Here is a 15,061-nt window from a genome sequence, read left to right on the forward strand (position 1 = left end):
CCCAATTATACTTTTTTAGAAACATTCGAGGATTCAGAGAAAAAAGGCTTTTGCAGATAAATATAATAGAAGATTTGAAAGATGAAATGTTGATAATTATGAATTGGATTAATCCAATTTTTAACACCGCATAGTCGATAATAAAATTGGAAATACAGCTTTTCATTATGATGGGGAGGGGGAAGGTGTATCTATATACATGGCCTACGGCCTTTTTCTCTTCCAAAATTTCAATAAAATAGAAAAAATCTAATTTCCTATAAAGAAAAAAGCTTTACTGGAAATTAGATGCGAAATCTCTGATATAACATCAACTTATTTTTTATTAGTTACATCTGATTTTTATAATATTTGTTCGCGTACTAATAAAAGTATTATAAAAAGAATTTCATCATATGGATTTGAGATAGGACTTCATTTTGATCCTATTGTTTATGGTGATATAGATTTATGTGAAATGCAGAATAAAGTTGAAAAAGAATGCTGTATTATAGAAAATATAATAGGTACTAGGGTTAAAACTATCAGTTTACATAATCCATCAATACATAATCAATATCCAGAATTTCGAGGATATAAAAATGCCTATTCAAAAGAATTTTTTAATACTGATTTATATATATCTGATTATTGTAAAGATTTTAGAGGAAAGAATTTGCGTGAGTTTATGAAAAAAGGAAGAAATAATTTAATTCAGGTACTATTTCATCCGATTCATTTTTCAGAAAAAGAAGAATCTTATATGGAAAGTTTTAGTAGAATAATTGCGGATAATATTAATAGAATTGATGTATATAACTCATATAGTAATAAAACCTATAAAAAAGAGTTGAACAATAATACACTTTTGGAATACTTTCAAAATTATATAAAGGAGAATAGGCTGAATGATTAGAAAATTTGAATTTAATAGTAGTTTATTAAAAAATATACCCCAATATAAAAATTATGATCTCTATAATACTACAATTTATTCTGTTTCATCTATAAATAATCCTAAGGATAATACTTTAATTTTCGTTAATAAGTTAAATGAAGAACATCAAAAAAAGCTAAGTAAAGTAAAAAACTGCATTATTTTATTGAATAAATTTGATCTATCTTTTAAGTTAGATCATAATTGCTTATTATATGTAGATAGACCGAGAAAAGAGTATGCAAAAATATTAGACTTTATTATAAAAGGCCAATCGAATAAAATTCAAAGATATACATATATGGATGGATATTGCATTGGAGAAGACGTTATTATAGGCGAAAATACTATAATAGAACCATATTCTTTTATAGATCATGGCGTTACTATAGGAAGTAATTGCATAATTAAATCTGGTGCTAGAATTAGACAAAATGTAAGTATAGGTAACAATTGTATAATAAAAGAAAATAGCGTTATTGGCACTGATGGTTTTGGTGTGGAAAGAGATGAAGATGGAACAACTTATAAAATACCTCATTTAGGTGGTGTAAATATAGGAAACAATGTGGAAGTGGGTGCTTTAACTTGTATATGTCAAGGAACTGTAGAACCTACGATTATTAAAGACTATGTAAAAATTGATGATAATGTATTTATAGCTCATAATTGTAATATTGAAAAAGGTACGTATATTATTGCAAATAGTGAAGTGAGTGGAAGTGTAAGTATAGGAAAAAATTGCTGGATATCTCCTAATTCTTGCATTAGGGATGGATTAATTATAGGAGATAATTCCCTAATTGGCATCGGTGCAGTGGTAGTAAAAGATATAGAAAGTAATTCTGTTGTAGCTGGTAATCCAGCAATTAAATTAAAATAAGTAAGCTTAGTTCTTCAAATTTCAAAAACACTATATAGGAACAAGAAATAACTAAAGTAGAAGAACTAAATATTATGAATGGATGAAAAAGCACTAGGGACTAATAGTTACTAGTGTTCTTTCTATTTTATTCAGATAGCATTTTAATATATTATTCATGCATATTGTTATATGGTATAATAAAAAATAAAAGTAATATTTGGTGTTTAATTCTTTTCGCGAATTTACGATAAATATATGTAAAGAATATTTAATAGCCATATAAGATAAAGCCTATTATTGAAAACAAAGAGTAGCAAAATATAAAAATCGGAGGCAATAGCATATGAAGAAGATAGTTTTAGCTGGTGGATGTTTTTGGGGGGTAGAAGCTTATTTTAATACAATAGAAGGAGTTATGGACACTAAGGTTGGATATGCTAATGGAAACACTGAAAATCCTACCTATGAAGAGGTATGTAAAAACAAAACTGGCTTTGCAGAAGCGTGTTACATAGAATATGATGAGAATATAGTTACTTTAGAGAAAATACTTGATGCCTACTGGAAAGTAGTAGACCCAACAATAAAAGATAGACAAGGACATGATATTGGAACACAATACAGAACAGGAATATATTACTTAGATGAAGATGATCTGAAAATAATATTAAAATCAAAAGATATGGAACAAGAAAAGTATGATAGTCCTATTGTAACAGAAATAGAACATTTAAAAAACTTCTATGATGCTGAGGAATATCATCAAAAATATTTAGATAAGAATCCAAATGGATATTGTCATATTCCAAGGGAATTGCTTAAAAGATAAATGAATTAAGTATGAAGCATAGGGGGGAAGGTTCAGTGGCAGAAAAGAAAATTGAAGTATCTCTTAAAAATATGAACAACTTGATTAATGAGTTAATTAAAATAAAGTTTTCTTGTTATGATGAGAATATAAGAAACAGTATTGAAAGCCTTATAGAGTTTATAAATGTAGATATTCTAAATAATAAGGATATAAAAGAAAGACTGTTGGATCAAATACACGATAAGATGGTTGAAGTGAAAACAATAAATGAAGATTTAAATGCTAGCCTTTATATTTTATATCAAGAATTAAAAAATGATAGAATATCCATACAGGAAGCTGTAGACAGGTTTGAAGTAATCTTAAAAACTACTGAGTATATGTAAAGGAAAGCAAAAAAACTCCGATAATAAATTATATTATTATGATTACGGAGTTGATAATATGAGATTAATGCATAACTTAAATTCTCTTAATATCTATAGGGAACAGAATAAAGTAGTATCAAGGCAAAGTGCAGCCTTAAGAAGAATATCCTCAGGTTATAAAATCAATAGTGCAAAGGAAAATCCTAATGCTATTGCAAGCAGCGAGAAAATGAGAATTCAAATAAGAGGGCTTCAAATGGCTCAAAGGAACGCTCAAGATGGAGTTAGTATGCTTCAGACTGCCGATGGAGCCTTAGATAATATTACTTCTATGCTCCAAAGAATAAGAGAGCTTACAGTTCAAGCAGGAAATGATTCAGCTACAATAGAAGATAAAAAAGTAATTCAAGAAGAAATAAATAATCTAAAACAAGGTATAGGGGATATTATAAAAAATACACAATTTAATGGTGTAGAACTTTTAAAAGGTAATAAAATACTAAAGATGCCAATAGGAGCAAATGTAGGCGAATGTGTGGAAATTTCCATTTCTGATTTAAGTCCAAATAATATTGGACTAGATATCATAGATGTAACTACAAATACTATTGATGACAATCTTGATAAAATAGACGAGATTTTGGATACAGTTATTTCTAAAAGAAGTAAATATGGTGCCCTATTAAATAGGTTTGAAAGTGCCTATGATAAAACAGGAGAAATTCATGACACCATAGTTGGAGCAGAAAGTCAGATAAGGGATGCTGATGTAGCAGAAGAAATTATGAACTTTTCAAGAGACAACATATTAATAGAAGCAGGAAATGCTATGATGGTTCAATCAAATAAGTTTCCACAAGAGATTTTAAGAATACTAGAAAATGTAAAAGCAAAGTAAAAATTCTTAAGCCTCACGTAGAGTATTTCTTTTACGTAAGGCTATTTTTGTTTTAAAACTTAAAATAGTATAAATGCAAAACTAAGAGTTAAAAGGGATACATACCTATAAAGTTTTTATCATGTAAAACGATAAAAATTTTATAGGTTAATTTTTTTATCTAATTATAAAAAATCTAAAGGAGGGATATTTAACAATTAAATTATAAGAAAGGTAGTGTGCAGAGATATTATGAAGAAACATAAGACTTTAGGATTTATAATTGCTCTACTGATGTGCTTCAACGTATTTACATTTATGAATGTAGAAGCGACAGAAGCGAATCATACCGTTGTAATGCTTAATTCTGTATATGAAGAGAGTAAGGGAAAATATGTTACTATTAACGTATATGTTAGTAACCCTTCTAATATGGCATCAGGAATTATGGAACTTGAATATGACCCTGCCTTTATCAAAGCAAAAGACGTGGGAAAAGGTGAATTATTAAGTTCTGCTAAACTCGTTGAAAATTTGAAAGATGCAAAAAACGGAAAGATAAAAATCGCTTGGGCAACTGAAGAAGGAATTTCAGAGAATGGTGTATTATTTACAATAAAATTTAGAACTCTTCAGGCTGTACAGGCAGCACCTATTAAAATTAGCTATCTAAGTATGTATGATGATAGCTATAATGAAATTTCTTCAAGAAAGGTTGACGGAAGAATTGGTGCATTTAAAGGTGGAACTAAAAATCCTATAACTGTAAACAATGTTAAGAAAGATTTTAAAATTAATTTTAGTCTTCCTGTAGACAAAAATACTATAAATAATCAAAGTATTACAGTGATTGATAGTAAAGGTAAAGCTATTGCTGTAGATTTTTCTTTTGAAAATGGTAATAAGACTGTTGTGGTTTCACCTAAATTAGAATATATAAAAGGCAAATATACTCTGACTGTAACTGAGCAGATTTTATCACAAGGAGGAAAACAATTAAGGTTTCCTGCAAAGGTAGATTTTGAAATAAAATAGGATTATAAAAGGAAGGAGGTATTAAGAATAAATGAAATATAAAAAAATTATGACTTTTATGCTTTGTTCAGCTTTACTTTTCCTTGGAGGAAACAAGCTTGCTTATGCAGATGATACTGTTGAAAAGGATGAATTAGCTCCATTAAAAATAATGCGACATCTTAAAGGGGTAGATAAAATTACAAGATCTAGTGATATAGAAGATTTAGATATAGACCTAGATGGAGAACTTACAGACAATGATGTTGATTTATGGATGGAATATCTTACAGGAGCAAGAACAAATCTTTTAGCTATAGAAAATAAAGAACTGCCATCTGCAGCATTAAATTCAATTTATAGTGTTAAGCTAAAAGCTATAAGAGGAACTGAACCATATAAATGGACAAAAGTAAAAGGAAGTCTTCCTGCTGGAATGAAATTGGACTCTAGTACAGGAGAAATTACTGGTACTCCAACTAAAACAGGCACTAGTACTTTTACGATAAAGGTTACAGATGGTGAGAAATATACCTATCAAAGAGAGTTTAAAATATCTGTAGTAGATACAGATATTAAGTGGGTAACAAAACCAAGCCCAGTTACTGTACAAAAGGGGAAAACCCCTGATTTACCATCGAAAGTTACAGTTACATACAAAGATAATTCAACTGGAAAAGAAAATGTAGAATGGGAAGATGTTGATACAAGTACATTAGGAAAAAAGGTTGTAAATGGTAAAGTGGGAACTAGTGGTATATCAGTTACTATAGAAGTTATTGTTGTAGGACAGAAAACTAATGATGACGAACAAATTGATTCTATTGAAATTGTTAATCCGATAAAAGTGCTAATTAATGAAACACCAGAATTACCTTCTACTATAGCAGTAACTTATAAAGATGGTTCTGTTAAAATGGAAGAAGTAATTTGGGATGCTGTAAATACAAAAACCTTAGGTACAAAGAATGTAAAAGGAACTTTAAAAAATCTTGGTATATCTATAGAAACTCAAGTTATTGTTGTTGAAGAATTGTCAGATACTGATGAGAATGTAGATCCAATACAGAAGATAGAGGTTAATTATATAGGTATATTAGACTTACACTCAATTGTAGTTGAAGCTGATCCAGAAGTATATGCAGTTAATATAGAAGCTTCTGTTTACAATTCAAAAAAGAAATTAGTAAAAACTACAATACCAATGCACTATGATCCACCTGTAAATTATGGAAGTGACGGGGAACCTACTTTATCAACAGAAACTAGATTTACTTTAGCAACTCCAAGATTAATACCAGGCTCTGAGATTACTATCGTATCTTATGATAAATTCAATAATGAGATTGCAAGAAAAACTTACAAGCTAGATACTTCAAATGAATAAGGGAGGGACAAAGATTGAAAAATAAATATTCATTTATATCAAAAACTATTTTTTTCCTAGTATTTGCTTTGGTTTTATCAATTACAGTTTTTATAGATAAAGCTTTTGCTTTAACAGATAGCAGGGTGGACAAATTAAAGTATAAATTTACTACTATAACATCTACATCATTTACTATGGAGATTACTGAAGATTCAGCTGCAAGTAATCGATTTGATGGAAAAGTACATTATCTAGTATGGGATAATGGTAATGGGGAAATAAATCCTAAAAGCATTGCTGATGAAGCAGGAAAAAGTGTAGAAGAAATTATTTTAAATCCACAAGAATGCGATGCTACTAAAAAGTATGTTTCTAAAGGTTCAAAAAAAATAACAGGAACTCTTGCTGCCAGTATATCAGCTTCAAATCTTAATATAAATCATCAATATTCAGTTTATATTATGGTGGAGATAGGTGGACAATATTACGAGTTTGATAATTTAAAGGGGATTAGGTTTAATACAGATCCATTTCCTAAAGTTACTGAATTCGAAATAGGAGATTCAGGAGAACATATAGATAAGAATGATCCTCTATCTGTTGTAAGAGGAGTTACATCAAATAGAGAAGGAGAGTTAAAAATATATTTTGATTCTGATGCAAAATTGGTTAATGAAGGGAAAGGCATACGTCTTTTAGAAATGTCAACAAAGGAAGATTTTATAGATGAATGCAAAATAGAAAATAAGACTTTAACCATTTATTATAAACCTTTAAGAGAAAATCAGCAGTATGTTCTTATAGTAGATGGAAATGAAATAATGAGAGATAATTCAGGTGTTCCAGGGATTTTCAATGTTACTTCCCAGCCAGGACTTTCTAGTGTAGCTTTTTATACTGAAAAAAGGCCTACATTAGTGAATGTATTTTTTAATCCAGGTAATGATAATGTAAACTTTGAGAGCTCACCTTTTTATATGGCAAACACAAATCCTATATATCAAATTCCGGATTTAATTGGAGTAAATAAAATCGGTGTTGGAGTAAACCAAGCTCTTGTACTATCTTTTGACGATAGGATAGAAGCAGCAGCTGATATATTAAGCAAAATAAGTATAGATAGAACTCCATATCATCCAGATTTAAGGTATAATGTTGAAATAAGTGAAAATGGAATGGATTTATTAATCACTTTTGACACAGATCACCCAGATAGAATGTTAAACTTTAATACAAAATATACTGTAACTATAGAAGCGGGAGCCATTAGGGACATATATGGAGGAGAACATTGTGAAAATGAAGAAATAAAAATAATATTTAAAACTATAGATGGTTTTAACAATGCTTTTTTACAATCTTCAGCCCAAGATTTAAATAATGGAATATTTAGGGATTATAGCACTCATAATATAGCGGTGAAGATTCCTAAAGTTTATATAAAACAGCTTGAAACTATACATTATAGAAACGGTTTAATACCAGATGAGCAGGTTGCTCCTAATTTAACAAATATAGACATTGAAGCTGATGAGGATGTATATTATATGAAGATTGTAACTAATAGAGGAATAAGGCCTAAAGTTTATAGAGGTGCTAATGATAAATTCTCTGTGGCTTTTGCTGGATTAAATGCAGACATATCTACAATAGAGGTATATGCATATGATTCCTATGGTAAAATACTTGAAAGAAGATCTTTCAAGCTTCAAGGAGCACCTGGTGCTGAATTTAAGAGTGATTATGTTCCGGAAATATCACCTATATTTGGTACAACAATATCATTTTATGATTTGATGAAGGATCCTACTTCACTGCAACAGATTATAGAACAAATACCATTAAGTGAGCTTGATAGAATAGGTGTATTTTACCCTTACTTCTCACCATATAACCTTATAAAATAATTTAAAGTAAAAGAAAACTAGCTAGAAAATTCTCTAGCTAGTTTTCTTTTACTTTAAATTCTATCTTCATTCTTTGTTTTAAGAAAGTTTTATTCTTTTTAGATTGTAAATCATTATCTATATATAAATAGTAAGTTCTGCCTTTTACATATGTGCTCTTAGGAATTATTAGAACAGAGCTGGCAGTTATATCAGAATTTATACTAGAAATATTATTGGATTCATCTACAAAGTATAATTCTGTATCTATTTTGTTACCATATTCATCTTTAATATATATATTTTCTTTTGTTACAGTTTTATAATAAAGAGGAAGGCTGAAATTAATTTTCCAATTTTTATTTATATCCACTGGATATAACATTTTAATTGTTTTCCATTCTGGTAGCCCTTCGTCTGTAACTGTTACATTTACTGTATCTTTATAATTACCATCTTTGGTTTTTGCAGTTATAACAGCTTTTCCAGGAGAAACAGCTCTTACTACTCCTTTTGAGTCCACACTAACTACATTAGGATTACTAGATGACCATATGATCTCCTTGTTATCTGCATTAGAAGGATATATGGTAGCATGTATAGTATCTGTATCAAAATTAGTTTTATTCAATATAAGAGTGATTGAACTTTTACTAAGACTAATGCCGCTAACAGGAACGGGAACAGTTACTTCACAGGAGCTTGTATATCCTCCGTCTAAAGTTTTAACTGTAATTGTTGTAGTTCCAGGAGAATGTGCAGTTACCTTTCCGGTATCATCCACGCTTGCTATATAACTCTTAGAAGAACTCCAAACTACATCCGTATTTGAAGCGTTACGAGGAGTTATAGTGGCGAAGAGTCTATAAGAGGAACCTACGGATACAGTTATTTTCTTTTCGTTTAGTGAAATACCTTTTACAGCGGTTAAGTTTAATAAAACTGGCGTTGTACGATTTTCCGTGGTTTCATCTCCAAGTTGGCCATATTTATTTAATCCCCAAGAAAAGAAGTTTTCGTTTTTATCTAAGGCTAAATTAAATGAGTTTCCAGCACATATACTATCTATATTGTTAGATATGGCTACTAATTTAGGAGTGCTGCTGTCCTCTTTAGTACCATTTCCAAGTTGTCCAAATCCATTTAATCCCCAAGCCCAAAGGCTGCCATCTCTTTTTAGTGCTAAGTTATAATCATTTCCAGCAGATATTCTTATTACATTATCCAATCCTTCTACCTTTACCGGATTTGAAGTTGAGCTATCTAAATCATTAAAAGGATTAAATCCCCAAGTCCATACAGAACCATCAAACATTAGTGCTATGCAATGATATTTTCCTGCAGATATATAAGCTGGAACCAGATTATTTCCATCATTATCTTTTGGAAGGGTTAATGCCCTAGGTATCTTGATGCTGGAAAACAATTCACCAAGCTGGCCACCCCAATTTTCACCCCAGAACCATATGTTACCATCTGAGTCTAAGGCTAAATTATGTTTACCATTTGCGGAAATTGATACAATATTTTTTAAGCCATAAACTTGTACTGGATAGCTGGAATCTTTAGTTGAATTGTTTCCAAGTTGGCCTGAATCGTTTTGCCCCCATGCCCAAACTGTACCATCATCTTTAAGTGCTATAGTATGAGAATAGCCAGCTGAAACAGCCTTTACTTTGGATATAGAATTAATTTTTTTAGGAGTATTTCTATTTTTTTGGCTTCCATCTCCCAGTTGACCATACATATTCCAACCCCAGGCCCACAGGTTTCCATCGTCGCTTAAAGCTATACTATGAAAAGCACCAGCTGCAACTGAAATAATATCTTCATCTCCAAATTTATCTTCAACAGGCGTAGGTTTCAAACTATCTATTTCTGTAGAATTTCCAAGTTGACCAAAGCTGTTTGCGCCCCAAGAGTAAATAGTACCGTTTGAATTTAAAATTAGAGAATGATTTTCTCCTGTAGCAAGCTGTACTTTTCTTTTAGTGGCTCCATAAGCGTTGATATCAAATAATATAGTAAAAGCTGTAAGAAAAAGAAATGCAAAAGATATTTTTTTTAAATTTTTCAAGTACATACCTCCTTATATATTTTTTATTTATTATATTTTTATCGTTCAAATTTAAATTATATTTATAGTTATGATTAAAAAAGAGAGTTTTAATTATAATTTAAGTGTCTATAAAAAATTTAACTTAAAATTGTTTAAAAATGTTTTAAATAATAAAAAAATATTGTATAATAAATATTAATAAAGTATTAAATTTAATAATAAAGTATTAATTGGCAATATATTTGTCAATGCATGGAAAAAAATTGTGGAAGATATAACAAATTTATGGTATAACATAACATATGAGGTAGTATTAAAAAGAATTTACATATATTATGATGAATAATGCATAAATAAGAAAAAGGGAGATGGTACAATGAAAATGGTGGGTTTATCAGAAAGCGACAAGACTTATAACTTGATAAAAAAATCCCTTGATGCATCCGTTGCTAGGGGAGAGGTAATAGCTAATAATATAGCAAATGTTAATACCAAAGGATATAAAAGGCATTATGTTACATTTGAAGAAACTCTTCAAGATGTTAAAGACAATGTAAGCCTTAAAACTACTAATGAAAGACATATAACTTGTGATGAAGAATATGGCGAAATTAGTGTTAAGCGGGATGAATCAAATAGTATGAGAATAGATGGAAACAATGTAGATATAGATAACGAAATGACGAATTTAGCTGCTAATAATTTAAAGTATAATGCTTTAATTACAGAGTTGAATTCCAGATTATCCCTTAAAAGATTTGTAATAAATGGAGGAAAGTAGTATGAGCGCTTTTAGTTCTATTAGAATAAGTTCCAGCGGTCTTTCAGCAGAAAGATTGAGAATGGACACTATAGCATCAAATATTGCTAATGTTTCTACTACAAGGGGAGAAAATGGACAACCTTATAGAAGAAAGGTTGCAGTTTTTCAGGAAAATTTAAAACAGGAGTTAAACAAAAACACAAATACATATGAAAATAAGCTTAACGGAGTAAAAGCAGTAGGTATTATAGAAGATAATTCTGAGTTAAGAAGGGTGTATGATCCAACTCATCCTGATGCAGATGAGGAAGGTTATGTGTTAATGCCTAATGTAAATATTTTAAACGAAATGGCAGATATGATAGCGGCTACTCGTGCATATGAAGCTAATGTAACTGCTATAAATTCAGAAAAAAATATGTTTATGAAAGCATTAGAAATAGGTAGATAGGAGAAAGACATATGAAAATCAATGATTTTATACCAAGTACTACAATTTATTCTAATCTTGGATTTGAAGAAGCTAAGAATAAAAATACAGAAAACATAGGTGAAAATGCTAGTTTAAGTTTTGTAGAAACATTAAAGAATAAACTAGAAGAAGTAAATGAAAAGCAACTGGAAGCAGAGAAAACAACAGAACAATTTATAAAAGGCGAAGATGTTGATGTACATGAAGTTATGATAAAGACGGAAGAAGCTAAACTTTCTCTTCAACTAGCAGTACAGGTAAGAAATAAATTGTTGGAGGCTTACCAAGAGATAAATAGAATGCAGGTGTAGTTAGGAGTGCTAGATAAATGGACAAAATAAAGGAAGGTTTTAATAAACTTGTTGGGAAGTTTAAAGAGCTGAGTAAAGGAAAGAAAATCGCATTCTGTATCCTTTTTCTAGGCTTAATTTCAGCCCTTGTATACATAATTATATATTTAAATACGACTAAATATGGAGTTTTATACAGTGATATAGATCCAAATGATGCACAAATGGTTCTTAGTAAACTGAATGAAAAGAAAATTCAATACGTAGTGGAGAACAATACAATAAAGGTTCCAGAAGAAAATGTTTCTGAACTTAGACTTGAACTAGCGCCTGAGCTTACAGATGGCAGTAAGGGATATGAGCTTTTAGAAGATACTAGCGCTTTTGGTATGACTGATAAGGAGAGAAATTTAAAGTATAAGATGGCCCTAGAAGGCGAACTTGCTAAGACTATTAAATCTCTTCCAGAAGTCAAACAAGCTAATGTGTTTTTAGTTATGCAAGAAGACAGCAATTTTCTAAGAGAAGCAGAACCTGCTCAAGCATCTGTAAGATTAGAAGTTGAACAAGGTAAAAATATAACAAAAGATCAGGTTCAAGCTATAGTTTCTCTCTTAACTGGAAGTGTAAAAAATTTAAAAAAGGAAAATGTAAAGATTATTGGAGTAATTAACGGAAAAACTTCCGATCTTAGCGAACAATTATTAGAGGATGAAAATACTGATATTGAATCTGCCACAAGTAAACAACAGCAATATGAAAAGAATTTGGAAAAAGAGTATGAAAAGAAGATACTTACACTATTGTCACCTAAATATGGAAGTGGAGTTAAGGTGACTGTGGATGTAGATGCTGATTTTGATGCCTCTGAGAAGACTTCAACTGTATATGATCCTAATAATGTTGTTAGAAGTGAACAAACTGAAAAAAGTACAAATGCTACAACTGGAGGTAATACTAGTTCTGGACCTGTAGATAATAATCTTTCTAATACATATACTGATGCTGATGGGAATACTGTAGAATCAAGCCAGGAAAAGCAGACTAGAAATTATGAAGTAGGCAAAATAGAAGAAAAAGTTATATCAGCACCAGGTAAGGTAAAAAGAGTTTCGGCCTCTGTAACCGTTAATGATGAAAATCTAAGTGATATAGAAAAGGCAAAAATAAATAGCTTGGTTTCTGCTGCTATATCCTATGATCAGACTAGAGGAGATATTATAAGTATAGAAGGAATGAAATTTAATAATGATGCTGATGCTTTGGCTCAGGAAGAAGCGGCAAGATTAGCTGCTGAAGAAGAAGCTAAGAAAAAGTCTTTCGTGTATAAGTGTATTGGAGGAGGAGCTGCAGCAATAGCATTGCTTACAATAATCCTAATATATTTAAGAAAAGCTAGAAAAGCAAAGATGGAAGAAGAGATAGAAGGAATAGATATGCTTATAGGTGATAATATTACTCCAAAAGAACCGCTTCCTCCAATCGACTTTGAAGAAGAGGATGAGAAAACACATATTGAAAAAGAGATTAAAAGATATGCAACTGAAAAGCCAGAACAGGTTGCAGAAATTATTAAAGCATGGATGGCGGAGGATGAGAGATGATGACGAGAATGGCAAAAGAAAACAAGTTGACAGGCGTGCAAAAAGCAGCCATTCTATTTATAACCCTAGGCCCAGAAATTGCTTCTGGTATTATTAAAAGAATGACGGATTCCGAAATACAAAAAATAACTTATGAAATAGCAAATATTACAGCAGTAAAACAAGAACAAAGAGCTGAAATACTGAAGGAATTTGTAGAAATGAATAGAGCAAAAGATTACATATTAGAAGGAGGTTTTGAATATGCCAAAACTCTCCTTGGAAAAGCTCTTGGAAGTCAAAGGGCGAATGAAATTTTAGAAAAGGTAACCGAAGCTACTCAGCAATATAGACCTTTTGCAATTGCAAGAAAAGCAGATGCTCATCAACTATTAAATATAATATCCAATGAACATCCTCAGACTATAGCACTGATATTATGCTATCTTCAGCCAGATAAAGCTGGACAGATTATAGGGGAGTTACCAGAGGATATACAGACAGAAGTAGCTTTTAGAATAGCCTCTATGGATAATACGTCGCCTATGGTTATAAAGGAGATAGAAAAGGTACTAAACAGTAAGTTATCCTCTGTAGTAAGGACAGATATGACAACTATTGGTGGAGTAAGTACTCTTGTTGATATATTAAATCAAGTTGATAGAACTACTGAAAAGAATATTACAGAGGGCTTAGAGAGAGAAGACCCAGATCTTGCAGAAAAAATCAAACAATCTATGTTTGTATTCGAAGATATTATTACTCTAGACGATATTTCAATACAGAGAGTATTAAGAGAAGTAGAATCAAAAGATCTTGCTCTTGCATTAAAAGGCTGTTCGGAAGAAGTTGCTAATTGCATATTTAGAAATCAATCTAAGAGGGCTGCAGCTTCCTTAAAAGAAGATATTGAATTCTTAGGACCTGTAAGGCTTATGGATGTTGAAAAAGCTCAACAGAAAATTGTTAGCATCATAAGAAGACTTGAAGATGCAGGTGAGATAATCCTATCGAGAGGTGGAGAAGATGCTATCATCCTATAAGGTTATAAAGAACCACAGTGTTATAGAAAAAGGAAAGAAAGAGATAAATACAGAATATGTAATTGAAAAAAATGAGGAAATTGAAGAACTTGAAGAAAAAAAAGCTAAGAGTTTTATGGAAAGCTATGAGGCTTTGGCAAGAGCAATACTTGAAAATGCAAGGAGACAAAGGGATGAAATTTTAGTTTCTGCCCATAGCGATGCTCAAAGAATTGAGCAAGAGGCTTATGAAAAAGGTTATAGTGAAGGAGAAATGTCTGGGCGTGAAGAAGGAATTGCAAAAGCAAACATTTATTATGAAGAAGTAAAAGATAGAGCAGAGAAGGAATGTGAAGTTCTTAAAAAAAATGCTGAAAAAATTTTATATTCTGCAAAGCAGGAATACATAAAGTATATGAAGGAAAAACAAGAAGATATAAAAAGTCTAATAATATCAATTACTGAATCCATACTAAAAAGAGAGATTAAAGATAAAGATGGAATAACAAGCATGGTGCTGGATGCTATGGAAACAGTTGAAAAGTCTAAAACTATAATAGTAAGGTGTAACAGTGTTTATATAGAAGATTTAAAAGAAAAATTAGAGATATGGAAAAATCGAAGTGTATTTAGAGGAGAAGTCTTCGTAGTACCAGATGATAATTTAGAAGAAGGAAAAGCAGAAATTCAAAGGGAAAATGGGAAAATTGTAGTAAGCGTAACAGAGGCTATGAAAAAGGTTAAGGAAATTATAGAAACAAGTTAG

15 protein-coding genes are annotated in these 15,061 nt (G+C 30.7%); 14 read left to right on the forward strand and 1 reads right to left on the reverse strand.

Going from position 1 to position 15,061, the window contains the following annotated elements:
* Positions 1-457: 457 nt before the first annotated feature.
* The 8 genes from CPAL_RS03285 to CPAL_RS03320 all read left to right on the forward strand — a co-directional run bounded on the left by CPAL_RS03285 (position 458) and on the right by CPAL_RS03320 (position 8,127).
* Positions 458-895 (forward strand): hypothetical protein, encoded by a 438-nt coding sequence (locus tag CPAL_RS03285; protein ID WP_106024096.1) that lies wholly within the window; start codon positions 458-460, stop codon positions 893-895.
* A complete protein-coding gene (locus tag CPAL_RS03290; RefSeq protein WP_106024097.1) occupies positions 888-1,799 on the forward strand; it encodes a UDP-3-O-(3-hydroxymyristoyl)glucosamine N-acyltransferase in 912 nt (303 codons plus the stop codon). Before CPAL_RS03285 ends, CPAL_RS03290 begins: the two co-directional genes overlap by 8 nt.
* A 325-nt stretch (positions 1,800-2,124) precedes the next feature.
* Entirely contained in the window at positions 2,125-2,610 is a 486-nt protein-coding gene (msrA, locus tag CPAL_RS03295) for a peptide-methionine (S)-S-oxide reductase MsrA (protein ID WP_106024098.1), read from the forward strand.
* Between the two features lie 35 nt (positions 2,611-2,645).
* A complete protein-coding gene (locus CPAL_RS03300) occupies positions 2,646-2,978 on the forward strand; it encodes a hypothetical protein (RefSeq protein WP_061857307.1) in 333 nt (110 codons plus the stop codon).
* A gap of 58 nt (positions 2,979-3,036) precedes the next feature.
* Positions 3,037-3,858, forward strand: coding sequence for a flagellin N-terminal helical domain-containing protein (locus tag CPAL_RS03305; protein ID WP_106024099.1), 822 nt, complete (start codon positions 3,037-3,039; stop codon positions 3,856-3,858).
* A gap of 231 nt (positions 3,859-4,089) precedes the next feature.
* Complete coding sequence (locus CPAL_RS03310; protein WP_133241819.1) at positions 4,090-4,872, forward strand: cohesin domain-containing protein; 783 nt, start codon at positions 4,090-4,092, stop codon at positions 4,870-4,872.
* A 31-nt stretch (positions 4,873-4,903) separates the two neighbouring features.
* On the forward strand, positions 4,904-6,238 hold the full coding sequence (locus tag CPAL_RS03315; RefSeq protein WP_061857310.1) for an Ig-like domain-containing protein: 1,335 nt from the start codon (positions 4,904-4,906) through the stop codon (positions 6,236-6,238).
* Positions 6,239-6,252: 14 nt separating this feature from the next.
* On the forward strand, positions 6,253-8,127 hold the full coding sequence (locus tag CPAL_RS03320; RefSeq protein ID WP_106024101.1) for an Ig-like domain-containing domain: 1,875 nt from the start codon (positions 6,253-6,255) through the stop codon (positions 8,125-8,127).
* A gap of 37 nt (positions 8,128-8,164) precedes the next feature.
* On the opposite strand, the gene CPAL_RS03325 is transcribed toward CPAL_RS03320, so the two are convergent.
* Complete coding sequence (locus CPAL_RS03325) at positions 8,165-10,183, reverse strand: RCC1 domain-containing protein (protein WP_165815340.1); 2,019 nt, start codon at positions 10,181-10,183, stop codon at positions 8,165-8,167.
* 358 nt (positions 10,184-10,541) lie between these two features.
* Here CPAL_RS03325 and flgB point away from each other — a divergent pair, with 358 nt between their 5' ends.
* From flgB to CPAL_RS03355, 6 genes are read left to right on the forward strand one after another with little or no spacing between them, the layout of a single operon-like run.
* Positions 10,542-10,946 (forward strand): flagellar basal body rod protein FlgB, encoded by a 405-nt coding sequence (flgB, locus tag CPAL_RS03330; RefSeq protein WP_106024103.1) that lies wholly within the window; start codon positions 10,542-10,544, stop codon positions 10,944-10,946.
* A gap of 1 nt (position 10,947) precedes the next feature.
* Positions 10,948-11,379: a flagellar basal body rod protein FlgC gene (gene flgC, locus CPAL_RS03335; RefSeq protein ID WP_106024104.1), complete on the forward strand. Its 432-nt coding sequence runs from the start codon at positions 10,948-10,950 to the stop codon at positions 11,377-11,379.
* 11 nt (positions 11,380-11,390) lie between these two features.
* Entirely contained in the window at positions 11,391-11,711 is a 321-nt protein-coding gene (gene fliE / locus CPAL_RS03340) for a flagellar hook-basal body complex protein FliE (RefSeq protein WP_061857315.1), read from the forward strand.
* Positions 11,712-11,728: 17 nt separating this feature from the next.
* Positions 11,729-13,294 carry a flagellar basal-body MS-ring/collar protein FliF gene (gene fliF, locus CPAL_RS03345; protein WP_061857316.1) on the forward strand — a complete coding sequence of 522 codons (1,566 nt, stop codon included), beginning with the start codon at positions 11,729-11,731 and terminating at the stop codon, positions 13,292-13,294.
* Between the two features lie 8 nt (positions 13,295-13,302).
* On the forward strand, positions 13,303-14,316 hold the full coding sequence (fliG, locus tag CPAL_RS03350) for a flagellar motor switch protein FliG (RefSeq protein WP_106024136.1): 1,014 nt from the start codon (positions 13,303-13,305) through the stop codon (positions 14,314-14,316).
* Complete coding sequence (locus CPAL_RS03355) at positions 14,300-15,061, forward strand: FliH/SctL family protein (RefSeq protein WP_106024105.1); 762 nt, start codon at positions 14,300-14,302, stop codon at positions 15,059-15,061. The genes fliG and CPAL_RS03355 overlap by 17 nt, the downstream gene beginning before the upstream one ends.

Origin of the sequence: Clostridium thermopalmarium DSM 5974 (assembly GCF_002995795.1) — a bacterium.
GTDB classification, from domain to species: domain Bacteria; phylum Bacillota; class Clostridia; order Clostridiales; family Clostridiaceae; genus Clostridium_H; species Clostridium_H thermopalmarium.